Raw genomic sequence first — 24,240 nt, 5'->3', positions numbered from 1 at the left:
TAGCGTCAAGTTTTGCAGGCGCTGCAAGCGTCCGATCTTGATCACGCGCAAGCGATTTCGCGAAGGCGGGTCTTGGCAAGCACAGGTTGGCTGGTTAGTTCATTGCCAATCCTTTCATGCTGGTATGTCGAGGCAGAACTATGGAACTTCAAGAGCGGTTGAACGATGTGCGATCACGGATTGCGGCCGGGGAACGCGCGGCAGGTCGTCCGGCGGGTTCCGTTCAGCTGGTCGCGGTGTCGAAGACTTTCGAGGCGGACGCGATCGGTCCGGCCATCGAAGCCGGACAGCGCGTCTTCGGCGAGAACCGGGTGCAGGAAAGCCAGGGCAAGTGGCCGGCGCTGAAAGCCGAGCGTCCGGATATCGAATTGCATCTGATCGGGCCGCTGCAATCGAACAAGGCGGCGGATGCGGTAGCGCTTTTCGACGTCATCGAGACGGTGGACCGGGAAAAGATCGCCCGCGCGCTTGCCGATGAGATGAAGCGGCAGGGCAAGACGACGCGGCTCTATGTCCAGGTCAATACCGGGCTCGAACCGCAGAAAGCGGGCATCGCTCCTGACGACACGCCGGCCTTCGTCGCCCTTTGCCGCGACGAGCTCGGCCTTTCCATCGAAGGTTTGATGTGCATTCCGCCGGCCGAGGAAAATCCCGGACCGCATTTCGCCCTGCTGGCAAAGCTCGCGCTCAAATGCGGCGTCGGAAAACTTTCCATGGGCATGTCGGGTGACTACGGGACGGCAATCGCCTTCGGCGCCACCAGCGTGCGTGTGGGATCCGCAATATTCGGCACGCGCTGAAACGCTGCTTTGGTCGGGCTTCCTGTTCCCCTTAATGCCGCCTAGATTGATATCGAGGTTTGCATGTCCTGGGGAGGAGCAGATGCGGAACGGCTATCATCAGACCTATGCGGCCTGGAAAGGTGATCCCGAAGCCTTCTGGCGCGAAGCGGCCAGTGACATCGACTGGTTCAAGCCGCCGGAGCGGATTTTTTCGCCCAATGAGGGCGTCTTTGGCCGCTGGTTCTCCGGCGCGGAAACCAATACCTGCCACAATTGCCTGGACCGGCATGTGGCTGCCGGCCGCGGCGGCGAGACAGCGGTCATCTTCGACAGCGCAATGAACGGCGAGAAGCGCCATTTCACCTATGATGAGGTGCTTCGGGAGGTGATGGCCATCGCAGCAGCGTTGCTCGAGCGCGGCATCGGCAAAGGTGATCGCGTCATCCTTTATATGCCGATGGTGCCGCAGGCGGTCTTTTCCATGCTCGCTTGCGCCCGCATCGGTGTGGTTCACTCCGTCGTTTTCGGCGGGTTTGCCGCCAGCGAACTTGCGGCGCGCATCGACGATTGCGGTGCGAAACTGGTAATCACCGCGAGCTGCGGGCTCGAGCCTGGTCGTATCGTCGCCTACAAGCCCCTGGTCGACCAGGCGATCGAGATCGCACGTTCGAAACCGGGGCGCTGTCTGGTGCTGCAGCGGCCGGAGCTTCGGGCAGATCTCATCAGTGGCCGCGATCAGGATTTCGAGGCAGCGGTGGCGCAGCACCGTGGCGCCGAGATCGCCTGTGTCTCCGTCAAGGCGACCGATCCGCTCTATATCCTCTATACATCGGGCACGACGGGCCAGCCGAAGGGCGTCGTGCGCGACAATGGCGGCCATATGGTCGCGCTCAACTGGTCGATGCTTAATATCTACGGCTTGAAGCCGGGCGAGGTTTTCTGGACGGCTTCGGATATCGGCTGGGTCGTCGGACATTCCTATATCGTCTATGCCCCGCTGCTGGCCGGCGTAACCACTTTGATCTTCGAGGGAAAACCGGTCGGCACTCCGGATGCCGGCACATTCTGGCGCATTGTTTCAGAGCATAAGGTCCGGGTGCTGTTCACGGCGCCGACGGCATTTCGCGCCATCCGGCGGGAGGACGGTGACGGCGAGTTGATGCACAAGTATCCGATGCCGGATCTGCGGGCGCTGTTTCTGGCCGGCGAGAGGGCGGATCCGGAGACGCTCAAATGGGCGGAGCGTATGCTTGGCATACCCGTCATCGATCATTGGTGGCAGACGGAGACCGGCTGGCCGATCGCCGCAAATCCGCTTGGTCTCGGCGCCCTTCCCATCAAGCACGGTTCGCCGGCACTGCCGATGCCCGGCTATGATATTGCGGTGCTCGATGATGCCGGTCATCCGATCGAGGCGGGAACGCTCGGCAATATCGTCGTCAAGCTGCCCTTGCCGCCCGGCTGCCTGCCGACCCTCTGGAACGCCGACGAACGTTTCCGATCGGCCTATCTCGATGAGTTTCCCGGTTACTATAAGACGGCCGATGCTGGCTACGTCGATGAGGACGGCTATCTCTTCATCATGTCGCGCACCGACGACATCATCAATTGCGCCGGTCATCGGCTCTCGACCGGGGCGATGGAGGAGGTCTGTGCGCGCCATCCCGATGTCGCCGAATGCGCTGTCATCGGCGTGATCGATGTGCTGAAGGGTCAGGCGCCCTGCGGTTTCCTGGTGCTGAAACGACATGTTTCCCGTGACGCAACGGCGATCGAATCAGAGGTGGTGGCGATGATTCGTGATTCGATCGGGCCTGTTGCTGCCTTCAAGACGGCTATCATCGTTAACCGGTTGCCGAAGACACGCTCCGGCAAAATCCTGCGCGGCACGATGCAGAAGATCGCCGACGGCATACCCTGGAAAATGCCTGCAACCATTGATGATCCAACGATTTTAGAGGAAATTGCCGAGGCGCTGCGTGGGCGTGGTTTCGGCTCCCTGCCGATGTGAATTAAACTTTCGGTAAGCCTAATTGAGGAATTGTTAACCATGTTGATGCAAGCATTTGTTAACGGCAATGGCTTGCATAGCAGGCTTTGCATGACGCGGTCGCCGTTACCGGCCTAGTCCGGATTGCCCCTTTCTCAACGATTGTGGAACGGATCATGACAAGCATCCTTACCAACAACGCTGCCATGGCAGCGCTGCAGACTTTGCGCGGCGTAAACGATAGCCTCAAGGACACCCAGGGTCGCGTTTCATCGGGTTATCGTGTCGAAAAGGCGGCTGACAATGCCGCTTACTGGTCGATTGCTACGACCATGCGTTCTGACAACAAAGCGCTTTCGGCCGTCTCCGACGCGCTCGGTCTCGGCGCAGCCAAGGTCGACACGGCCTATTCGGCTATGGACAGCGCGCTCGATGTCGTCAGCGACATCAAGGCCAAGATCGTCGCCGCCACGGAAAAGGGCGTCGACAAGACGAAGATCCAGCAAGAACTCGACCAGCTGCAGGAGCAGCTGCTCAGCATCGCACAATCGGCGTCCTTCTCCGGCGAAAACTGGGTTGCCGGCGCCTCCGGCACGAAGAGCGTCGTTTCGTCCTTCGTCCGCGACGGCAGCAATGCTGTCTCCGTGAAGATGACGGACTATGTGCTCGATTCAGGCTCGCTTGGAAACGTGCTTTTCGGCATGACGAGCACCGGTGCAATCGAGACATCAAGCGGCATCATCGGCACGGCCTTCAACGGAACCTATGGCGGCACCGTCATCGTCATGGCGTCAATATATGATCTCGACATCACCGGTTTCACCCAGGGTCAGCTTGACGCAGCCCTGACCGGTGTCGAACTGGTTCTCGGCGCTATGACCGCCGCGGGCTCGGCATTGGGCTCGATCTCGACCCGTATTCAGCTGCAGGAAACTTTCGTCAGCGGCCTTCACGATTCGATCGACTCCGGCGTCGGCCGCCTGGTCGATGCCGATATGGAAGAGGAATCAAGCAAGCTCTCGGCGTTGCAAACGCAGCAGCAGCTCGCCGTCCAGTCGCTCTCGATCGCCAACAGTTCGGCGCAGAACATTCTCACCCTGTTCCGCAGCTAATTCGAAACAGGCAATTCGCAATAAAAAACCCCGCCGGTCAGCTCATACCGGCGGGGTTTTTCATGAAATCGCTGATATCTCAGTACTGATCGTCGTCCTCGTCCTTCGGGGCCGAGCGCAGCGAGCTCAGCTTGCGGAAGACGGCATCGGCGTCGATTTCCTTTTCCTTTTCCTCCTCGCGCTCGTAGCTCGGGGTCAGGCGCTCGGTCTCCTGTGCCGATTGCAGCGTCGCGCCAAGCTCGGCGGCGGTCGGCAGCGGACGGCCCTTGGAGGCCTTTTCCACTTCCATGTCGAGATCGATCTGGCTGCAGAGGCCGAGCGTTACTGGATCCATCGGCGCCAGGTTGGCGGAGTTCCAGTGGGTGCGCTCGCGGATTTGCTCGATGGTCGACTTGGTCGTGCCGACCAGGCGGGAAATCTGCGCGTCCTTCAGCTCCGGATGGTTGCGAACGAGCCAGAGAATGGCGTTCGGGCGGTCCTGGCGCTTGGAAACCGGCGTATAACGCGGACCACGGCGCTTGGATTCCGGCACGCGCACCTTCGGTTCGGAAAGCTTCAGCTTGTGGTTCGGATTGGCCTCGGCGCGGGCAATCTCGTCGCGGGAAAGCTGTCCTGTCGAGATCGGGTCGAGGCCCTTGATGCCCTGCGCCGCTTCGCCGTCGGCGATCGCCTTGACTTCGAGCGGATGCAGTTTGCAGAACTGCGCGATCTGATCGAAAGACAGTGCCGTATTGTCGACGAGCCAGATGGCGGTCGCCTTCGGCATGAGCAGTGTTTGAGCCATGGATATAGTCCTTCTATCGTCCGCGCCGGTCGCGGTCCGTGGATTGTCACCACAATGTCCGGGAAATATGCCGCTATATAACCGCACTGTCGCATAATTGCAATTCTTCCGAAATGAAATGACCTTTGTCTAATTGCCGTGGCGATGCGAACTGCTATGAATTGCCGTGATTTCAAGTCCGGGCCCTTCCTAGCTCACGCGGCCCGTCGCATGTCCCATGAGGAGGAGTTGCATGTCCGAGAAGATCTATCCGGTCACGAAGCCGGTGAAGGCGCGCGCCCTGATCGATAAGGAAAAGTACCTGAAATGGTACGAGGAAAGCGTCGAGAACCCGGACAAGTTCTGGGGCAAGCACGGCAAGCGGATCGACTGGTTCAAGCCTTATACCAAGGTCAAGAACACTTCCTTTACCGGCAAGGTTTCGATCAAGTGGTTCGAGGACGGTCAGACCAACGTCTCCTACAACTGCATTGACCGCCATCTGAAAACGAATGGCGACCAGGTGGCGATCATCTGGGAAGGCGACAACCCCTATATCGACAAGAAGGTCACCTATAACGAGCTCTACGAGCATGTCTGCCGGATGGCGAACGTGTTGAAGAAGCACGGCGTCAAGAAGGGTGATCGCGTTACCATCTACATGCCGATGATCCCGGAAGCGGCCTATGCGATGCTTGCCTGCGCCCGCATCGGGGCGGTGCATTCGGTCGTCTTCGGCGGCTTCTCGCCGGAGGCGCTGGCGGGGCGCATCGTCGACTGCGAATCCACCTTCGTCATCACCTGCGACGAAGGCGTGCGCGGCGGCAAGCCGGTGCCGCTGAAGGACAATACCGATACGGCGATCGATATCGCCGCTCGACAGCATGTCAGGGTCAGCAAGGTGCTGGTCGTTCGCCGCACCGGCGGCAAGACCGGCTGGGCGCCGGGCCGCGATCTCTGGCATCATCAGGAGATCGCCACGGTGAAGGCGGAATGCCCGCCGGTGAAGATGAAGGCGGAAGATCCGCTCTTCATTCTTTATACGTCAGGCTCGACCGGCAAGCCGAAGGGCGTGCTGCACACGACGGGCGGTTACCTCGTCTATGCGGCGATGACGCATGAATATGTCTTCGACTATCACGACGGTGACGTCTACTGGTGTACGGCCGATGTCGGCTGGGTTACCGGTCACTCCTATATCGTCTACGGGCCGCTTGCGAACTGCGCGACGACGCTGATGTTCGAGGGCGTGCCGAATTTCCCGGATCAGGGCCGTTTCTGGGAAGTCATCGACAAGCATAAGGTCAACATCTTCTACACTGCGCCGACGGCAATCCGCTCGCTGATGGGTGCCGGTGACGAATTCGTCACTCGCTCCTCGCGTTCTTCGCTGCGCCTGCTCGGCACGGTCGGCGAGCCGATCAATCCCGAGGCCTGGGAGTGGTATTACAATGTCGTCGGCGACAAGCGCTGCCCTGTCATCGATACGTGGTGGCAGACGGAAACCGGCGGCCATATGATCACGCCGCTGCCTGGTGCCACCGATCTGAAACCCGGTTCGGCGACGACCCCGTTCTTCGGCATCAAGCCGCAGCTTGTTGACAATGAGGGCAAGGTGCTGGAAGGCCCGGCCGACGGCAATCTCTGCATCACCGACAGCTGGCCAGGTCAGATGCGCACGGTCTATGGCGATCACGAGCGCTTCATTCAGACCTATTTCTCCACCTACAAGGGCAAGTATTTCACCGGCGACGGCTGCCGGCGCGATGCGGACGGGTATTATTGGATCACTGGCCGCGTCGACGACGTGCTGAACGTCTCCGGCCACCGGCTCGGTACGGCAGAGGTGGAATCCGCGCTTGTCTCTCACAACCTGGTTTCGGAAGCCGCAGTCGTCGGTTATCCGCATCCGATCAAGGGCCAGGGCATTTATTGCTACGTGACGCTGATGTCCGGTCACGAGGGATCGGATACGCTTCGCCAGGAACTGGTGAAACATGTTCGTGCTGAAATCGGCCCGATCGCTGCGCCTGACAAGATCCAGTTTGCGCCCGGCCTGCCGAAGACCCGCTCCGGCAAGATCATGCGCCGCATCCTGCGCAAGATCGCCGAAGACGATTTCGGTGCTCTCGGCGACACCTCGACGCTTGCCGATCCGGCCGTCGTCGACGATCTGATCGCCAACCGGCAAAACAAGGCCACCGCCTGACATATCGAGCCGCTCCGGCCCGTCCGGAGCGGCTCGCTCGTTAGTTAGCCGGATTCTCGGCTATTCCGATCGTAAGACGCCAATTGGAATATTGACTTAGAAATCAATCGCTCGGCCATTGATTTCGTAATCGCCGAAGCGCGCCGGCTCGGCTCCGCCGCGGCCGCCGATCTCCGCCGGCAGCTCCAGCGGCTTCTGGCTCTTTCGCCGCTCCTCGGCTTCGGCAAGGGCGCGTCTGGCAGCCGGGGACAGCATCTTACGCGGCGGCTCCGTTCCCTCGGCCATCGGCGTTTCGCTATTGTCGTTATCGGCGTCCTGCATGGCCGTCTCCTGCCGGAAATATTGAAAATGGCTGGTGAATAACCAAATCATAATGCGCCGGTGCCGGGATTAAAAGCTTGTGACGCCGAAATCGGAGATGGAGATCCGCAATGAACCTCGTTCGCACTGCCATGTTGCTTGCCTTCATGACGGCGCTTTTCATGTTTGTCGGCTTCCTGATCGGCGGTCGGGCCGGCATGATGATCGCATTCGTCATTGCCGCCGGCATGAATTTCTTCTCCTACTGGAATTCCGACCGGATGGTGCTTTCGGCCTATCGCGCGCAAGAGGTCGACGAGCGCAATGCGCCGGAATTCTTCCGGATCGTGCGCGATCTCGCCCGCAATGCCGGCCTGCCGATGCCGAAGGTCTATCTCTACGACAGCCCGCAGCCGAATGCCTTCGCCACCGGCCGCAATCCCGATAACTCAGCCGTCGCCGCCTCGACCGGCCTGCTCAGCGCCTTGTCTCCTGAGGAAGTCGCAGGCGTGATGGCGCATGAACTGGCGCACATTCAGAACCGCGATACGCTGACGATGACGATCACGGCAACGCTTGCCGGCGCGATCTCTATGCTCGGCAACTTCGCCTTCTTCTTCGGCGGCAACCGTGAGAACAACAACAATCCCCTCGGCTTCGTCGGCGTCATCGTCGCGATGATCGTGGCGCCGCTCGCTGCCATGCTGGTGCAGATGGCGATCAGCCGCACGCGCGAATATTCGGCAGACCGCCGCGGCGCCGAGATCTGCGGCAATCCGCTCTGGCTCGCTTCGGCGCTCGGCAAGATCGCGCGCGGCGCTGCTCACGTGCCGAACGAAGATGCCGAGCGCAACCCGGCGACGGCGCATATGTTCATCATCAATCCACTCTCCGGCGAGCGCATGGACAATCTGTTTTCCACCCATCCGAATACGGAAAACCGCATCGCTGCGCTGCACGACATGGCGCAAGGCGGCATGAATGTCTCGACGTCGCAGGCTCGTACTGCTAATCCGTCGCGCAAATCGCGCTCTGTTCCGGATACGGGTCTTGGTCGCGGTGGTTCGCAACCGCCAAAAGGTCCGTGGTCTTGAATTCAGACGGCACGAAGAAGCCATTCCGCAAGCATAAGCCCGCCACCGAGCGATCTGCGCCTGATAAGCCAGGCCTGCAGGCCCGGGCAGCGGCGGCAAAAATTCTTGCAGCCGTCGTCGACCGCAAGCTGCCGCTCGACGGCGCTCTCGATCATGAACACGGCAATCCGGCCTATAGGGCGCTCGGCGAAAGCGACCGGGCGCTCGTCCGCGCCATCCTGAACACGACGCTGCGCCATCTGCCGCGCATCGATGCCGCGATTGCCGCGTTGCTGGATTCGCCGCTGCCGGAGGGGGCAAGGGCGCTGCATCACGTGCTCGCCATCGGGGCGGCGCAGATCCTCTATCTCGATGTGCCGGATCATTCGGCTGTCGATCTTGCCGTCGAGCAGGCCAATCTGGATCCACGCAATCGCCGTTTCGCCAAGCTCGTCAATGCCATCCTCCGCCGGCTCGGCCGCGAGAAGGAGCAGGTGCTTGATGCGATCGGCAAGGTCGCGCCGTTGCCGGCCTGGTTCATCGCCAGGTTGGAAAAGGCCTATGGCCGGGACGCGGCGCTGGCGATTTCGGAATCCCAGCTCGAACCGGCCGCAATCGATCTGACCGTCAAGTCCGACCCGGAAGGCTGGGCGAAGCGGCTTACCGGCGTCGTCCTGCCCACGGGCGGCGTGCGGCTCGCCGCCTTCGACGGCGGCATTCCTTCGCTCGAAGGCTTCGATGAGGGCGCGTGGTGGGTGCAGGATGCGGCAGCAAGCATCCCGGCCAAGCTGTTCGGCGATCTCTCCGGCAAACGCACCGCCGATCTCTGTGCTGCGCCCGGCGGCAAGACGGCGCAGCTCATCCTGGCCGGCGGCGCAGTCACCGCACTCGACCAGTCGGAAAGCCGGCTGAGACGGCTGCGCTCGAATCTCGACCGGCTCGGCCTCAAGGCGGAGACGATTGCGGCAGACCTGACGACATTCGAGCCGGCGGAACGCTTCGATGCGATCCTGCTCGACGCTCCCTGCTCTTCCACCGGCACGACACGCCGGCACCCTGACGTGTTGTGGACCAAGGGGCCTGAGGATATCGCCCGGCTGGCGGCGCTGCAGGAGCGGTTGCTGCGTCATGCGCTGACATTGCTGCAGCCGGGCGGCACACTGGTTTTTTCGAATTGTTCGCTCGATCCTGTCGAGGGTGAGGAAGTCGTCGCCCGTGTTCTTTCCGATACGGATGCGGTCGAGCGCGTTCCGATCGGCGCCGGCGACTGGCCCGGCCTTGAGTCGGCGATTACGCCGCTCGGCGAATTCCGTACGCTTCCCACCATGCTGAAAATGCCTGATGGCATCGGCTCCGGCCTCGACGGCTTCTATGCGGCTGTGCTGCGGCGCGTGGCCTGATTGCAAGGCTTGAGCGCGCGCGGCGAGCCTGCATTATACGAGGTGCTTCATAGCCTCGGGTCACGCATGCCCTTTTGCAAAACCGTCCCCACGATTTCAGGCGAAACGCGTTAATTTGCGTATATTCGAACCTTGTCACGAATTAATTCATTGTGGACGATGAAATCGGCCGCTTTTCACCTATTCTTAACCACGAGGGTCAATAGACAATAGAATATGCAGTCCGGTCGGCGTTTTGCGAGCATGTATGTTCGGGAGGCTTGGCGGCGCGCCTTGCGCCGCGTCGCGTTGCTGCGCCTGAAGCTCTTTCGTCATTCGATCAAGGTGCCCGAGCGTCTGATCGTCGCGCCGACCGATCTCCGCAGCATCGATCCACATGTGGCCGACGAAATCCTCAACGGACGGTTTCTCCTGGCCGGGCGCATGCTGGAAACGAACGGAAAGTCGCCCTTCACCTTCACCCTGCCCTCGCGCCCCTTCGCGACGCGTCTTCACAGCTTCGGCTGGCTGCGGCATATGCGGGCGAACAAGACGGAGCGTAGTTCGGCTGCGGCCCGCGCGATCGTCGACAGCTGGCTTTCTATCCATGCCGGTCGCATGGAGGGGATTGCCTGGGAGATCGACGTCACCGCCCAACGCGTTATCGCCTGGCTGTCGCATTCGCCGGTGGTGCTGCAGAACGCCGACCGCGGCTTCTATCGCCGCTTCATGAAGTCGCTGGCGTTCCAGGTGAGGTTCCTGCACCGCATGGCGCCGTTCACCCTCGGCGGCTTGGAGCTGTTTCGGCTGCGTATCGCGCTCGCCATGGCCTCCGTCGCCATGCCGGCGCGCGCCTCCACGCTGAGAAGGGCGGCGCAGGCACTCGACCGCGAATTCGATAGCCAGATTCTATCAGATGGCGGCCATGTCTCGCGCAATCCGCGCGTCGGGCTGGAATTGCTGCTCGATCTGCTGCCGCTCAGGCAGACCTATGTCAATCTCGGCCATGACCTGCCGCAGAAGCTGATCTCCGGCATAGACCGGATGTATCCGGCATTGCGGTTCTTTCGCCATCAGGACGGGGACCTGGCGCTGTTCAACGGGGCGACCTCGACGCTCGCAAACGAGCTGATGTCGGTGCTGCGATATGACGAGACCGCCGGTCAGCCGTTCAAGGCTTTGCCGCAGTCGCGCTATCAGCGGCTTTCCGGGGGAAAGACGGTTATTATTGCCGATACCGGCACGCCGCCTTCGGGAGGCGCACTTCGGACCGTGCATGCCGGCAGCCTCTCCTTCGAGATGTCGTCCGGCCGTCATCGGTTCATCGTCAATTCCGGTTCGCCGAAATTTGCCGGGCATCGTTATGTCCAGATGGCGCGCACGACGGCGGCGCATTCCACCGTCATCCTCAACGACACGTCGTCCAGCCGTTTTTCGCCCTCACCCTTCCTTAGTCACGCGATCACCGAACCGGTGAGAACCATCACTGTCGAGCGCGCCGAAACCGAGGACGGACGCGACGGCATCAAGCTCAGCCATGACGGCTATCTCAGGGTGTTCGGGGTGCTGCACGAGCGTGAGCTGACACTCAATGCCGCAGGCTCGATCGTGACAGGCCGCGACCGGCTCGTTGTCCGCGAAGGATATGAGCATGACGAACCTCTGAAGGCTGTCGCCCGTTTTCATATCCATCCCTCGATCGTCCTGCATCAGAGTGACGGGGAGTCCGTGCTGCTGACGGCGCCGGACGGCGAAAGCTGGCTGTTTTCGGCGCCCGGCAATGAGGTGCTGATCGCTGAGGACATCTTCTTTGCCGACAGCTCCGGCATCTGCGGTTCGGACCAGATCGAAATCGACTTCGATCTTGCCGAAAAGACGGAAATCCGCTGGTTCCTATCTCGTAAAAGCTAGAGGCGGAGGATTTTAGGCCGAGTGGCCAAAGATTGGGATCACAGCAAGGAAGCAAGGTATGATGCCATCCAAAAATGGCTCGTGCTTTTCGTCATCTGCTCTGACGCCTGTTTGCGCGGCGGCAAACCTGTGCTAACGCGGCGCCAGCATGCGAACATCCCTTGCGGATGTCCTCCCGAAGCCCGAACGGAGAAGGTTTCATGGCCGTCATTTCCAAGAAGATCCCCGCCCCCGACAAGGTCGAAATCAAGACCGCGCTCATCTCCGTCTTCGACAAGACCGGGATCGTCGAACTCGCCCACGCCTTGTCTGCCAGAGGTGTGCGCCTGCTTTCGACCGGCGGCACCTATAAAGCGATCGCTGCGGCCGGTCTTGCCGTCACCGATGTCTCCGAAATCACCGGTTTTCCCGAGATCATGGACGGACGCGTCAAGACGTTGCACCCAATGGTGCATGGCGGCCTGCTGGCGATCCGTGACGACGGCGAACACCAGGATGCGATGAAAACACACGGCATCGAGGGCATCGACCTCGCCGTCATCAACCTCTATCCCTTCGAGGAGGTGCGCGCGGCCGGCGGCGACTATCCGACGACCGTCGAGAATATCGACATCGGCGGTCCGGCGATGATCCGCGCATCGGCCAAGAACCATGCCTATGTGACGACCTTGACCGATCCGGCCGATTATGCCGAGCTGCTGGAGCAGCTTTCCGCAGATGACGGCAAGACCGCCTATGCCTTCCGTCAGCGTATGGCCGCCAAGGCCTATGCCCGCACCGCCGCCTATGATGCAATGATCTCCAACTGGTTCGCTGAGGCGCTGTCGATCGACACGCCGCGTCACCGGGTGATCGGCGGCGCGCTGAAGGAAGAGATGCGCTACGGCGAAAACCCGCATCAGAAGGCTGCCTTCTATGTGACCGGCGAGAAGCGTCCGGGTGTTTCGACGGCCGCTCTTCTCCAGGGCAAGCAGCTCTCCTACAACAACATCAACGATACGGATGCCGCCTACGAACTCGTCGCCGAGTTCCTGCCTGAGAAGGCGCCGGCCTGCGCGATCATCAAGCACGCCAATCCCTGCGGCGTCGCCACCGGATCCAGCCTGGTCGAGGCCTATCAGCGGGCGCTCGCCTGCGATTCCGTTTCCGCCTTCGGCGGCATTATCGCGCTCAACCGGACGCTGGATGCCGAAACGGCTGAGGAGATCGTCAAGCTCTTCACCGAAGTGATCATCGCGCCCGATGTCACGGAGGAGGCAAAGGCGATCGTCGCCCGTAAGCCGAACCTGCGGCTATTGTCCGCTGGTGGCCTGCCCGATCCGCGTGCGGCGGGCCTGACGGCGAAGACCGTTTCCGGCGGCCTGCTCGTCCAGAGCCGCGACAACGGCATGGTCGAGGATCTGGAACTCAAGGTCGTCACCAAACGCGCGCCGACGGCAGGGGAACTTGATGACATGAAGTTTGCCTTCAAGGTCGGCAAACATGTAAAATCGAATGCCGTGGTCTATGCCAAGGACGGCCAGACCGCCGGTATCGGCGCCGGCCAGATGAGCCGCGTCGATTCCGCCCGCATCGCCGCGCTGAAGGCCGAAGAGGCAGCCAAGGCGCTTGGCCTTGCAGTGCCGATGACACACGGCTCGGCGGTCGCCTCCGAGGCCTTCCTGCCTTTTGCCGACGGTCTTCTGTCGATGATCGCCGCAGGGGCGACAGCGGTTATCCAGCCGGGCGGCTCGATGCGCGACCAGGAAGTCATCGATGCCGCCAACGAACACGGCGTCGCAATGGTCTTTACCGGCATGCGCCATTTCCGGCACTGAGTGATTGTGACTGCATAATTCCTTTAAATCGAAATCGATTTGAGGATGAAAATTATGCAGCAACTCAAAGTGCTACAGCGTCCTTTGCGCGTCTTAAAAGACGCGCGGCGCTGTAGCCGCCGGCCAGGGCAGAGCTGATTGCTATGCCCGATCGGCCGGATAGGGTGTGCGGAACAAGAGCACCAGTCCGCCGGCAAGAAACAGGATCAGCGTTGCCATCCCGAGCCGCGGTGATCCGCTCATATAGGTCATCAGCGAGAAGAGCAGCGTCGCCATGAAACTCGTGGCGCGGCCCGAAAGTGCATAGATGCCGAAGTAGCGGCCGGCTTCCTCCGGACTGACGCTGCGGGCGAGATAGGAGCGCGACGAGGCTTGCACCGGCCCGAAGGCGAGCCCGATCAGCAGACCGTAGAGGATATAGGCCTTTTCCGCCGCAGTACCGAAAAGGCCGCCGGAATCGGCCGTCGGCAGCGGCATCAGTCCGAACAGGGTGTAACCCGATCCTGTCGAGATGATGCCGATCGTGGCGAGAAGCAGCATGCTGAGGCTGATGACGACAGTCACCTTCGAACCGACGCTCCTATCGACGCGGCCGGCGATCAGGCAGCCGAAGATCGCGACAACATTCAGGATGATGCCGTAGATACCGATCTCGATCGTCGCCCAGCCGAACATGCCGGCCGCGAAGATACCACCAAGGATCAGCAGGCCGTTGACGCCGTCTTGATAGATCATGCGGGCAATGAGGAATGTCAGGATGCCGCGGCGTTCTCTGAGTTCGCCAAGCGTGTTTCTGAGTTCCCGCAAGCCGGAGCGGACGGCGGTGCCGAAGGGAAGACCCCTGCCGACGTCCGGCGTGAAGAAGAACATCGGCAGGATGAAGATCAGATACCAGACGGCTGAGATCGGCCCGGTGATACGTGCATCCTGGCCGGTCTCAGGATCAAGACCGAATAGCGGATCGAGACCGAGGATGGTCTTGCCGGTCTCGGGGCTCGCCGCCAAAAGCGTCACGACGGCGATGAGCACGATTATGCCGCCGAGGTAACCGAGCCCCCAGGCGGTGTTGGAGAGCTTGCCGACCTCGTGCTTTCCGACCAGACGCGGCATCATCGAATCATTGAAGACGATCGAGAACTCAGCCGAGATCGAGGCGAGGATCATGAAAATGACGGGATAGACAACAGGCGAACCGGGGGCTGCGAACCACAGGCAGAAGAGACTGGCTATCTTGATGATCGCGAAGAAGCCGATCCAGGGTTTGCGTGCGCCGGACTGGTCGGCGATCGAGCCGAGGACGGGTGAGAGCAGGGCGATGATCACCGAGGAGATCGTCGCCATATTGCTCCACGTCGTCTGCGCGGAAACCGGGTCATCGGTCAGGCGGGACACGAAATAGGGTCCGAAGATAAAGGTTGTGACCACGGTGAAGAAGGGTTGTGCTGCCCAATCGAAGAACATCCACCCCCAGATGCCCTTCTCCGTGGCCTTCGGCGGTTGCGTTCCTGTCCAGTCAATGCGATTCAACATCCGCTCCTTCTTTTGACGCGGACTGTCTCACCTCGCCCGGTCGCGCGCAAGATCGGTCAGGATACCTGCAGCAACGGTAATACGCGCGAGATTGGGATCGCCGCCGTCGCTGAGGCTTGAAAGCTCCTCGAGGATGCGGTTAATGCGGATGCGATCCTGCGCGTGCCAGGCTTGAACGGGAAGCTTTTCCTTGCCGTGATCGGAAAGGGCCGAGATGACGATGTCGCGCCTTGCGCTGGCGATCTGGTCGATGCTGCGGGCAAGCGCCAAATTCTCGTAATGGTCTGCGGTGAGGATCCGCCCGCCGGCCGCCAGCAGTCTGCCGATACGGAAGGTCTGCGACACCGCGAAATAGTTTTCGGCGGCGCGCACCAGGGGCTCGCCGGTGCGTTCGGCAATCTGCATGATCTCAGGCACCAGCGCGAAGCTCTGCAGGTTGGCGATCTCGGCCGCGAGTTTCTCGGGCACGCCCGCCTGGCTATATTCCGCTTGGCGCGGGGCGGCATCGCCGGCCGACTGTTCGGCGAAGGCAGGCTTCAGTTTCTTCAGAGCGGCCTGCAGCCGGCTAATCACTTCTGCCATATCCGCCTTGGTCATGCCGGTCTTCAAGAGCAGCCGCGTCAGAACGGTAAAGCTATGGCTGATCTCCTCGTAGATCCGGTTCTGCATATCGCCGGAAACCTTGCCGTCGAGAGCGTCGGTTTCGGCCCAGAGCCGGGTCAGGTCGAAACCGTCGCGGGCAACGATTGCGGCGCGCACCACTTCCGGTGCCGAAGCTGCCGTCGCGTCCATCATGGCGACGGTGAAGCTTGGTCCGCCACGGTTGATCGCTTCGTTGGCAAGCACGGTCGCGACGATTTCGCGCTTCAGGCGGTGACTGGTGATATCGCCGGCATTCGACTTCTGCATCTTCACAGGGAAATAATTCAAAAGCGTCGCGATGAAATAGGGATCGTCCGGCAGATCGCTTGCGGCCAGCGCGTCGAAGAGCACGATCTTGGCATAGGATACCAGCACGCCGATTTCCGGCCGCGTCAGCGGCTTGCCGGCTGTATAGCGTTCGGCAAGGGTCTGGTCGTCCGGCAGCGTCTCGACCTTGCGGTTCAGCTGGCCGGCGCCCTCGAGCACAGTCATGAAGCGGCCAAGCTGCAGACCGTTTGCCGTGCCCTTGCGTTCCGTCAGTGAGATCGCCAGGGACTGCAGGTAGTTGTTGCGCAGCACCAGGGTCGCCACTTCGCCGGTCATCGAAGAAAGAAGCTGGTCGCGTTTTGCGCGCGTCAGGCGCCCGTCATGCATGGCGGCTGCCAACGCGATCTTGATGTTGACCTCGACGTCCGAGGTGTTGACGCCGGCCGAGTTGTCGATGGCGTCGGAGTTGCAGCGCCCGCCCTTCAGGCCGTAGGCGATCCGGCCCTTTTGGGTGACCCCAAGGTTTGCGCCCTCGCCGATCACCTTGGCACGCACTTCCACCGCGGTGATGCGGATCGGGTCGTTGGCGCGGTCGCCGACTTCGGTGTCGGTTTCGGACGGCGCTTTCACATAGGTGCCGATGCCGCCGAACCAGAGCAGGTCGACGGGGCTCTTCAGGATCGCCATCATGATCTCGAAGGGGGTGGCTACGGCCTTGTCGATGCCGATCGCGGCAACCGCTTCCGGCGTCAGCGTGACCGATTTCGCGGCGCGGGAAATGATCATCGCACCCTTCGACAGCGCGCTCTTGTCGAAATCCTGCCAGCTTGAACGCGGCAGGTCGAAGAGCCGCTGGCGTTCGGCCAGCGTCTTTTGCATATCGGGGTCGGGGTCGATGATGATGTCGCGGTGATCGAAGGCTGATATGAGCCGGATTTTGGGAGAGAGCAGCATACCGTTGCCGAAGACGTCGCCCGACATGTCGCCGACGCCCGCGACGGTAAAGGGCGTCGTCTGGATATCGATGTCCATTTCTCGGAAATGGCGTTTCACGGTTTCCCAGGCGCCGCGGGCAGTGATGCCCATCTTTTTATGGTCGTAACCGGCCGAGCCGCCGGAGGCAAAGGCGTCGTCCAGCCAGAAGCCGGCTTCCTGTGCCAGTGCATTGGCGGTGTCGGAGAAGGTCGCAGTGCCCTTGTCGGCGGCGACGACGAAATAGGGGTCATCACCGTCGAGCCTGACCGTATCCTTCGGCGGCACGATATCGGCGCCCGATATATTATCGGTGATTGAAAGCAGCGTGCGGATGTAGGTCTTGTAAGCTTCACGGCCGGCATTGAAGATCTCGTCGCGGCTGCCGCCGACAGGAAGCTTCTTCGGATAAAAACCACCCTTGGCGCCGACCGGCACGATCACCGCGTTCTTGACCTGCTGGGCCTTGACGAGGCCGAGCACTTCGGTGCGGTAATCCTCGGCGCGATCCGACCAGCGAAGGCCGCCGCGCGCCACCTTGCCGAAACGCAGGTGAACGCCTTCGACCTCCACGCCATAGACGAACATCTCGCGGAAGGGTTTTGGCTGCGGCAATCCGTCCACCAGATGCGGATCGAGCTTGAAGGCCAGCATCGGCTTCGGCGAGCCGTCCGGGTTCTTCTGGAAATAATTGGTGCGCAGCGTCGCATCGACGATATTGACGTAGCGGCGCAGGATACGGTCGTCGTCAAGGCTTGGCACGTTTGCAAGCTCGGTCTCGATCGCCTGATGCAATTCGGCAAGCTTCTTCACGCGAGCCTTCTCCGAAAGCCTGGTGTCGAGGGTGTCATGGAAGAGACGGAAGATAGCAGCGGCGACACCGGGATATTTGTCGAGAGTCGTTGCGATATAATCCTGCGAATAGGCGATGCCGGCCTGCCGGAGATAACGCGCATAGGCGCGCAGAACGTTCGTCTCGCGCGCCGAGAGCCCGGCCGAAAGGATCAGCCGGTTGAAGCTGTCATTGTCGATCGTGCCGGCGAAGGCGGCGACGAAGGCTTCCTCGAGGGCGGCGCCGTAACGCTGCAGATCGATTTCGCCGCCGTTGCGGGTCTCGAGTTCCATGTCGTGCAACACGACGAGTTTGGTTTCTCCATCAGCGGCAGGCACCCCGATGTCGAAGGTGCGTTCGCTGACGACATTGAAGCCGAGATTCTCGAGGAGCGGCACTCGGCGCGACAGCGCCAGCTGGCCGCCGGCGTGAAAGATCTTCAAGGAAAGGGTGCGGCCCTGTGCCTCCTGGCGATGGTAGAACTGGATGCGAAGCGGCTCGCCGGCGGCGCAGGCGCCGATATCGGCGAGGTCGGCCACGGTTTCCTCCGGGGTGAAGGAATCCTGGAAGGCTTGGTCGACGGATATCTTCGGCGCCTTGGCCCCGGCCAGCGCCTCGAAACGGTCGTCCCAGCGGGCCGTGATCTCGCGGATCGCCTGCTCGAGCTTTGCCTGCGGGATGCGCGGCGTCTTGCCGCCCGAGCGGCCGATGATGAAATGCACGCGCGCCACGCCCCCTTCCGGGAAAGCCGGGTAATAGGCAGAGACACGGCCGTCATAGACAGTCTTCAGATAGGTGCCGATCCGTTCGCGTACGATCGAGTCATATTCCTCGCGCGGCACGTAGATGATCACCGAGACGAAGCGGTCGAAATGATCGATTCGTGGCAGGACGCGCACGCGTGGCCGATCGGCCAAGTCGTTGATCTGTTCGGCAAAACTTGCAAGCAGCGTCGTGTCGATCTGGAAAAGGTCGTCGCGCGGATAGGATTCCAGCGTGTTGTCGAGCATGCGGCCGGAATGGCTCATCGGGTCGAAGCCGAAATGTTCCTTCACTTTCTCGATCTTGGAACGCAGCAGCGGGATTTCGGAGGCGAGCGACGTATAGGCCGTCGAGGTGAAGAGGCCGACGATGCGCAGTTCGCCGGTGACGTTGCCGTCAGTGTCGAAGCGCTTGACGCCGACATAATCCATATAGGCCCGGCGATGGACAATCGATTTCACATTCGCCTTGGTGACGATCAGGAAGTCGGGGCCGTCGAGGAAGGCAAGGATCTCAGGCGTTGTCGTTACGGCGTCCTTGCCGGTGCGCAGCACCAATACATCGGGATTGGAGAGGATGCCGAGGCCAGCACCCTTGTCGCGCTCGACCTTGGCATTGCTCCCCTTGCCGGAATAGACATATTCCCGCATGCCGAGGAAAGTGAAATTCTCGTCGCGCAGCCAGGTCAGGAAAGCGACGGCTTCGTCGCGATCGGCCTTCTTCCGGCTGGCGCCATTGGCCGCAAGCTCTGCGATCACTCCGTCAATCTTGGAAAGCATCGGCTTCCAGTCGGAAACCGACAGGCGGACCTGTTCGAGCACTTTTTCGATGCGTTTGACGAGATCGGCGGCCTGGGCGGAATTGAGCGGCGCAATATGAAGCTGGATATGGCTGACGCGGTTGGCCGGATCGCTTGGGTGATCGGCGGAATAAAGCGCCGGCGCCTTGCCCTTCTCCATGATCAGGATGGGATGCACGGCCATGAACAGGTCGCGATAGGTGCTTGTCACTTCGCCCATGACCGATTCAAAAAGAAAAGGCATGTTCTGGTCGGTGACTGAAAGCACCGAGACCGCGATGCCGTCCGGCGTCACATCGGCAATGGTGTCGATGCCGACACGAGGCACCTTACCGTTCCAGGCGGCGAGCTCCTTTGCCGAATGCACGGCGGAGAGTGCCAGCATCTCAGGCGTGTAGAGTTCGAGATCGTCATTGCTTGCCCGGCCGAAGAGAATTTCCGGATCGAGATGCGCTTCACCCGTCGCCTTGGCGATCTTGCGCGCGCTTTCGATCTGCTTTTCCCGTTTCGGATTGTTTCTGGCAGCCATGGATCGCCTCCCTCAATGTCTGATTTTTCGCAAGCTAGCAGAAGATTCTTCGAAAAAATCTCTAAAAGAGCGGTCCGAAGGATTGTTTTGATGCTTTTTTGGCGCTGGAAATGAGAAATTGTAAGAGATTTTCCGCTTTCGTCGCCAAACGAAAGGGAAAGTCCCGTCTCCCGGTTTTTCGTCCCGGCGAACATTTCCACGCTCGCATGAAGAATGGTTGACAGCGTGGCGTCAAAAAGATCATCAAACGCGGTCATCATTCGGATCTTGGGTATCATGTCGGAAAATGCAGCGGGCGCAGTCATCGTCATTTCCAGCCATGTGGTGCGTGGCTCGGTCGGAAACCGGGCAGCCGTCTTTGCATTGGAGACGCTCGGTCATCCGGTCTGGGCCATGCCGACCATCGTGCTGCCCTGGCATCCCGGCCACGGCCGCTCGACGCGGCTAACTTTTGCGGAATCGGATTTCGACGCGGCGATCGACGATCTGATCCGCGCGCCCTGGATCGGCGAAGTCAAGGCGGTGCTTTCGGGCTATTTCGGCAATGCCGCCCAGGCGCGCTCCGTCGCTCGGCTGATCGGTGCGCTCCGGCAAAACAATCCCGAGCTGCTCTATGTCTGCGATCCCGTCATGGGCGATCTCGGCGGCCTTTACGTGCCGGAAGCAACTGCAGAGGCTATTCGCGATCATCTCATTCCGCTTGCCTCGCTCGCGACGCCGAACCGGTACGAGCTTGCATGGCTTTCGGGGGCGGCCCTCGAAGACAACAGTACGATCATGGAGGCGGCGCTCGCGCTCGGACCATCGCGCATGCTCGTCACTTCAGCCGTGCCGATGATGGCGGGCGGTACCGGCAATCTTTATCTTTCCGGTCGCCACGCGCTTCTTGCCGAGCACCGTGTCGTCGAAAACCCGCCCAATGGTCTCGGCGACCTGCTCGCCGCCGTCTTCCTGTCGCGCCTGCTTTCCGGGCTCGAGGACGAAAAGGCGCTGCAGCTTGCCACCGCCAGCGTCTTCGAGGTGCTTGCGCGGGCCGTCAAGCGCGGCAGCAACGAGTTGATGCTGGCAAGCGATGCTTCCAGCCTTTCAACGCCGATGGCCATGGTGCAGATGCGCCGGCTCGTGCACCCGGCGCAGCGGCGGAAAAAGTGACGCATCTGCCAATATGTTCATTTTGCGGTGCAGCAGTTGATCTTGTCGTCCGCGCGCGCTAATCCAGAAGCATGCAGCGTTTTCCAAACCCTCTTCTGGACGGCTATCGCAACTTCATGAACGGGCGCTATTCCGACGCCCGCGACAGGTATCGGCAGCTTGCCGAAAACGGTCAAAGTCCCCATACGCTTGTCATTGCCTGTTCGGATTCTCGCGCGGCACCGGAGCTGATCTTCGATGCCGGCCCGGGCGAGCTCTTCGTCATCCGCAACGTCGCCAACATGGTGCCGCCCTACGAGCCGGATGGCCATTTTCATTCGACGTCGGCCGCACTCGAATTTGCCGTGCAGGTGCTGAAGGTCTCGGATATCGTCGTGATGGGTCACGGCCGCTGCGGTGGCATCCGCGCTGCGCTCGATCCGAATGCCGAGCCATTGTCGCCCGGCGACTTCATCGGCCGCTGGATGTCGCTGGTCAAACCTGCCGCCGAGCAGATCCAGAGCAACGACGTGATGACGGCCGCCGAGCGGCAGACGGCGCTGGAGCGTGTCTCCATCCGCAATTCAATCAACAATCTCAGAAGCTTCCCCGATATCAGGGCTCTCGAGGAAGCGGGAAACCTTCATCTCCACGGCGCCTGGTTCGACATTTCGACCGGCGAACTGTGGGTCATGGACGCCGAGACACGCGACTTCATTCGTCCCGAAATCTAGGGACATGCCGGTTTATCACTTTTTTAAGGATTGTTGTTAAGCTCGCCGTCAATTGGTCGGGTACGACCGAGGTTTTGATCACCGTGGCGATTGGCGATGAAGTTCGAAACCATCAAAAAGGTTATCCTGGCCGCTATCATGCTGCCCTTCGTCTTCATGCTCATCGAAGGCGTCGTCGTCATACGTTCTTCGGTCACACAATACAGGAACCTCGAAAAGGACCGGCAGTTCGCCGATGTGCTTGCCCGTGGCGGGTCCATCGCCGCCACCGAGATCCTGAGTGAAATTGGCGCCACCCGCCGCTACCTCGCACGTCCCAACAGCCGGACTGCCGCCGACATGCTGCAAAGCCGGGTGACGCTCGATCGGGAACGCCGCGCTTTTTATGCCAGCCTGCCCTCCCGCGATGCGCTCGACGAGGGGCTCGTCGGCGAATTATCGATTCTCAGCCTTGCCTACAGCCGCATCATCGCTGCGCGCAGCGCCGTCGATCAGGGGCGTTATACCGGCAGCGATCCCGGTTCCATCTACTGGTATGCGGCTCTCAAGCAGCTTGCTGTCGTCGATGCGCTCTCACCGCTGATCAGTGATCCGGTGCTGCTTGAGAAATCCAACCAGCTGATGGGCATCCTGCTGACCTATTACGGCGAAAGGCTTATTACCGGCGTTGGCACCCGCTACCTCGACCACGGCGTTTCCGCCAGATTGCCGGTAGAGCTCTTCGTGCAGGGCAAGGTCATGCTCGGCGAGGGCATGGATCACATGGTTTTCCATTCTTCCGCGCCGATCGTGCGCGACATCGTTGCCTATCTCGGCCGCAGCGGCCAGGTGAAGGCGAATGCGATCACCGATGCCATTCTCGCCGGATCGCGGCCGACACGGACCGTGCATGACGTCTGGGCCGCCGCGCAGAGCGAACGCATGACCTTCCTGCAGCAGAAGATGATCGAGGCCGCAAAAGATATTCACGAGACCGGCGAAAATCTTTCCATGCGCTCGCACATTCACCTGACGCGGATCCTGGCGCTGTGTGCCGGCCTGCTGATTCTCGCCACATTGGTGATGGTGCTGGCGGCAAAGGGGCTGCGGCTGATCGACCGGCTGACGCAGGATCGGGAGGCGCTGGTGGGCGAGTTGCGTAGCGCCGCCCAGACCGATCTTCTGACCGGTCTTTACAACAGGCGCGGCTTCGAGGTCGCTGCATCCGCGCTTCTGACACAGGCCGAGCATGGATCACGCTGGATTTCCGTTGTGCTCTTCGACCTCGATCATTTCAAAAAGATCAACGATATCAACGGGCATGACGCCGGCGATGCCGTGCTCCGGCAGGTCGCGGGCGTTGCACGTGAGAATTTTCGTTCCTTCGATCTGCTGGTGCGCCATGGCGGCGAGGAGTTCCTGGCGCTTCTGCCGGATTCGACGCCTGACGATGCCGCAATCGTTGGCGAGCGCGTGCGGCTGGCAATCGAGGCGGCGGAAATCCCGTTGCCGAGCGGCGATGTTCTCAAGGTGACGGCGAGTTTCGGGTGCGCCGGACGGCCAAATGAAGCCTCCAACCGGAACTTCGAGGATCTGGTCAAACGTGCCGATCTGGCGCTTTATGCCGCCAAGGCCTCCGGCCGCAACTGCGTCGTCTCGGGACCGACCCTGCCGGCCCCGGCCCAGGAGGAGCGACGCAAGGCGGCATCGGGCGGCGGCTTTGATTTCCGCAAATGAAAAACGCCGCATGTCGCAGCGGCGTTTTCGGGTATGGGTGTCGATGAAGGCTTATCTACCGAGAAGGCCTACCTGCCGTCGATCTCCTGGCCGATATAGGCGATCGCCTGCTGGTAGACGCTGGCGGCGTTCCAGCCCTGGATGGCGACGAAATTGGGCTCTCCAGGCTGGTAGCCGGCGCCGGCGCGCCAGCCATGGCCCTTGAGGAAATTCGCTGTCGAGGCCAGCGCGTCGGCGCGGGAACCGACCATGTCGACGCGGCCGTCGCCGTCGCCGTCGGCGCCGAAGCGCACGACATTGCGCGGCAGAAACTGCGTCTGGCCGATTTCACCATGGGCGGCACCCTTGGCCTGAGGGCTCAGATACCCCTCGGAGACGAGTTGGAGCGCGGCATAGAGCTGGTCGGTGAAATATTCAGAACGGCGGCAGTCATAGGCCAGGGTCGAAACAGCCGACAGCGTATGCTGGTTGCCCATATAGCTGCCAAAACCGGTCTCCATGCCCCAGATCGCAATCAGAGGGCCGGCCGGAACGCCGAAACGACGCTCTATCGAGGCAAAAAGCGCCTGGTTGGCGGCCTTCATGCTGCGGCCGCGGGAGATGACCGTGGCGCCGCCGCGTTTCTGCATGAAAGCGTCGAAGGAGAGCTTGAAGCTCTTCTGGCCGCGGTCGGCGGCGATCGTCGGCTTGTTGTAATTGACGTTGGCGAAGGCGCGGTCGAGGACCGAGCGGCTGACGCCGTTTGCCGCCGCTTCCTGCTTGAAATCGGCGACCCAGGCAGTGAAACCGCTGCTATTATTGCCGCATTGGGCGCTCTGGGCCGCTGCCGGCAGCGCGTGGAGAACGCCGGCTACCGTAAACGCCGCCAGAAGGAATGTTGTCATGCGCATGAGGAACCCCGCTCCGGTCTGCTGAAGCGCGCCGCGGCCGATCGGGACCATGCGACGCGCTTTAAATCTTCGTTCTGTTCATGTCGTTGCCCCAAAACCG

General features: G+C 61.2%; 16 protein-coding genes. 11 read left to right on the top strand and 5 right to left on the bottom strand.

Going from position 1 to position 24,240, the window contains the following annotated elements:
* The first annotated feature begins 140 nt into the window (after positions 1-140).
* The 3 genes from ACD590_RS22270 (at position 141) to ACD590_RS22260 (ending at position 3,884) form a co-directional block, all read left to right on the top strand.
* Positions 141-800 (top strand): YggS family pyridoxal phosphate-dependent enzyme, encoded by a 660-nt coding sequence (locus ACD590_RS22270; protein WP_018448397.1) that lies wholly within the window; start codon positions 141-143, stop codon positions 798-800.
* Positions 801-882: 82 nt separating this feature from the next.
* Positions 883-2,793 carry a propionyl-CoA synthetase gene (locus ACD590_RS22265; RefSeq protein ID WP_439003376.1) on the top strand — a complete coding sequence of 637 codons (1,911 nt, stop codon included), beginning with the start codon at positions 883-885 and terminating at the stop codon, positions 2,791-2,793.
* Between the two features lie 155 nt (positions 2,794-2,948).
* A complete protein-coding gene (locus tag ACD590_RS22260; RefSeq protein WP_018244147.1) occupies positions 2,949-3,884 on the top strand; it encodes a flagellin N-terminal helical domain-containing protein in 936 nt (311 codons plus the stop codon).
* Between the two features lie 79 nt (positions 3,885-3,963).
* Here the strand turns inward: ACD590_RS22260 and ACD590_RS22255 are convergent, their stop codons facing one another.
* On the bottom strand, positions 3,964-4,668 hold the full coding sequence (locus tag ACD590_RS22255) for a DUF1013 domain-containing protein (protein WP_007632151.1): 705 nt from the start codon (positions 4,666-4,668) through the stop codon (positions 3,964-3,966).
* A 232-nt stretch (positions 4,669-4,900) separates the two neighbouring features.
* On the opposite strand from ACD590_RS22255, the gene acs reads away from it, so the two are divergent.
* Positions 4,901-6,856 (top strand): acetate--CoA ligase, encoded by a 1,956-nt coding sequence (gene acs / locus ACD590_RS22250; RefSeq protein WP_018244146.1) that lies wholly within the window; start codon positions 4,901-4,903, stop codon positions 6,854-6,856.
* Between the two features lie 96 nt (positions 6,857-6,952).
* On the opposite strand, the gene ACD590_RS22245 is transcribed toward acs, so the two are convergent.
* Positions 6,953-7,177: a DUF1674 domain-containing protein gene (locus ACD590_RS22245; protein ID WP_130718382.1), complete on the bottom strand. Its 225-nt coding sequence runs from the start codon at positions 7,175-7,177 to the stop codon at positions 6,953-6,955.
* A 110-nt stretch (positions 7,178-7,287) separates the two neighbouring features.
* Between ACD590_RS22245 and htpX the strand changes: the two genes are divergently transcribed.
* From htpX to purH, 4 genes are all read left to right on the top strand, one after another.
* Positions 7,288-8,250 carry a zinc metalloprotease HtpX gene (gene htpX / locus ACD590_RS22240; RefSeq protein ID WP_018244144.1) on the top strand — a complete coding sequence of 321 codons (963 nt, stop codon included), beginning with the start codon at positions 7,288-7,290 and terminating at the stop codon, positions 8,248-8,250.
* Complete coding sequence (locus ACD590_RS22235) at positions 8,241-9,629, top strand: RsmB/NOP family class I SAM-dependent RNA methyltransferase (protein WP_439003375.1); 1,389 nt, start codon at positions 8,241-8,243, stop codon at positions 9,627-9,629. The genes htpX and ACD590_RS22235 overlap by 10 nt, the downstream gene beginning before the upstream one ends.
* A gap of 216 nt (positions 9,630-9,845) precedes the next feature.
* The gene (locus ACD590_RS22230; protein WP_018244142.1) at positions 9,846-11,519 is read left to right on the top strand and encodes a heparinase II/III family protein; all 1,674 of its coding nucleotides are present in this window, start codon (positions 9,846-9,848) and stop codon (positions 11,517-11,519) included.
* Between the two features lie 200 nt (positions 11,520-11,719).
* A complete protein-coding gene (gene purH, locus ACD590_RS22225) occupies positions 11,720-13,336 on the top strand; it encodes a bifunctional phosphoribosylaminoimidazolecarboxamide formyltransferase/IMP cyclohydrolase (RefSeq protein WP_427149482.1) in 1,617 nt (538 codons plus the stop codon).
* A gap of 141 nt (positions 13,337-13,477) precedes the next feature.
* Here the strand turns inward: purH and ACD590_RS22220 are convergent, their stop codons facing one another.
* Both ACD590_RS22220 and ACD590_RS22215 read right to left on the bottom strand, forming a co-directional pair.
* On the bottom strand, positions 13,478-14,866 hold the full coding sequence (locus ACD590_RS22220) for an MFS transporter (protein WP_439003374.1): 1,389 nt from the start codon (positions 14,864-14,866) through the stop codon (positions 13,478-13,480).
* A gap of 27 nt (positions 14,867-14,893) precedes the next feature.
* Positions 14,894-19,669: an NAD-glutamate dehydrogenase gene (locus ACD590_RS22215; RefSeq protein ID WP_439003373.1), complete on the bottom strand. Its 4,776-nt coding sequence runs from the start codon at positions 19,667-19,669 to the stop codon at positions 14,894-14,896.
* A 276-nt stretch (positions 19,670-19,945) separates the two neighbouring features.
* Between ACD590_RS22215 and pdxY the strand changes: the two genes are divergently transcribed.
* The 3 genes from pdxY to ACD590_RS22200 all read left to right on the top strand — a co-directional run bounded on the left by pdxY (position 19,946) and on the right by ACD590_RS22200 (position 23,250).
* Positions 19,946-20,821 carry a pyridoxal kinase PdxY gene (gene pdxY, locus ACD590_RS22210; RefSeq protein ID WP_439003372.1) on the top strand — a complete coding sequence of 292 codons (876 nt, stop codon included), beginning with the start codon at positions 19,946-19,948 and terminating at the stop codon, positions 20,819-20,821.
* A gap of 71 nt (positions 20,822-20,892) precedes the next feature.
* A complete protein-coding gene (locus ACD590_RS22205) occupies positions 20,893-21,534 on the top strand; it encodes a carbonic anhydrase (RefSeq protein ID WP_247264227.1) in 642 nt (213 codons plus the stop codon).
* A 96-nt stretch (positions 21,535-21,630) separates the two neighbouring features.
* The gene (locus ACD590_RS22200; RefSeq protein ID WP_247264228.1) at positions 21,631-23,250 is read left to right on the top strand and encodes a GGDEF domain-containing protein; all 1,620 of its coding nucleotides are present in this window, start codon (positions 21,631-21,633) and stop codon (positions 23,248-23,250) included.
* 68 nt (positions 23,251-23,318) lie between these two features.
* Here the strand turns inward: ACD590_RS22200 and ACD590_RS22195 are convergent, their stop codons facing one another.
* Positions 23,319-24,140: a lytic murein transglycosylase gene (locus ACD590_RS22195; RefSeq protein ID WP_247264240.1), complete on the bottom strand. Its 822-nt coding sequence runs from the start codon at positions 24,138-24,140 to the stop codon at positions 23,319-23,321.
* Positions 24,141-24,240: the final 100 nt, after the last annotated feature.

This window comes from Rhizobium sp. 862_C5_N1_2 (genome assembly GCF_051811205.1).
GTDB classification, from domain to species: domain Bacteria; phylum Pseudomonadota; class Alphaproteobacteria; order Rhizobiales; family Rhizobiaceae; genus Rhizobium; species Rhizobium leguminosarum.
The sequence above is the reverse complement of the archived record's forward strand: the minus strand, read 5'-3'. Positions and strand labels throughout refer to the sequence as shown.

Excerpts from the sequence above, each read along its gene's own strand:
- ACD590_RS22260 (WP_018244147.1), top strand. The coding sequence starts at position 2,949 with ATGACAAGCATCCTTACCAACAACGCTGCCATGGCAGCGCTGCAGACT.
- ACD590_RS22215 (WP_439003373.1), bottom strand. The coding sequence starts at position 19,669 with ATGGCTGCCAGAAACAATCCGAAACGGGAAAAGCAGATCGAAAGCGCG.
- purH (WP_427149482.1), top strand. The coding sequence starts at position 11,720 with ATGGCCGTCATTTCCAAGAAGATCCCCGCCCCCGACAAGGTCGAAATC.
- htpX (WP_018244144.1), top strand. The coding sequence starts at position 7,288 with ATGAACCTCGTTCGCACTGCCATGTTGCTTGCCTTCATGACGGCGCTT.
- ACD590_RS22200 (WP_247264228.1), top strand. The coding sequence starts at position 21,631 with ATGAAGTTCGAAACCATCAAAAAGGTTATCCTGGCCGCTATCATGCTG.
- pdxY (WP_439003372.1), top strand. The coding sequence starts at position 19,946 with ATGTCGGAAAATGCAGCGGGCGCAGTCATCGTCATTTCCAGCCATGTG.
- ACD590_RS22195 (WP_247264240.1), bottom strand. The coding sequence starts at position 24,140 with ATGCGCATGACAACATTCCTTCTGGCGGCGTTTACGGTAGCCGGCGTT.
- acs (WP_018244146.1), top strand. The coding sequence starts at position 4,901 with ATGTCCGAGAAGATCTATCCGGTCACGAAGCCGGTGAAGGCGCGCGCC.
- ACD590_RS22270 (WP_018448397.1), top strand. The coding sequence starts at position 141 with ATGGAACTTCAAGAGCGGTTGAACGATGTGCGATCACGGATTGCGGCC.
- ACD590_RS22265 (WP_439003376.1), top strand. The coding sequence starts at position 883 with ATGCGGAACGGCTATCATCAGACCTATGCGGCCTGGAAAGGTGATCCC.
- ACD590_RS22245 (WP_130718382.1), bottom strand. The coding sequence starts at position 7,177 with ATGCAGGACGCCGATAACGACAATAGCGAAACGCCGATGGCCGAGGGA.
- ACD590_RS22220 (WP_439003374.1), bottom strand. The coding sequence starts at position 14,866 with ATGTTGAATCGCATTGACTGGACAGGAACGCAACCGCCGAAGGCCACG.
- ACD590_RS22205 (WP_247264227.1), top strand. The coding sequence starts at position 20,893 with ATGCAGCGTTTTCCAAACCCTCTTCTGGACGGCTATCGCAACTTCATG.
- ACD590_RS22255 (WP_007632151.1), bottom strand. The coding sequence starts at position 4,668 with ATGGCTCAAACACTGCTCATGCCGAAGGCGACCGCCATCTGGCTCGTC.
- ACD590_RS22230 (WP_018244142.1), top strand. The coding sequence starts at position 9,846 with ATGCAGTCCGGTCGGCGTTTTGCGAGCATGTATGTTCGGGAGGCTTGG.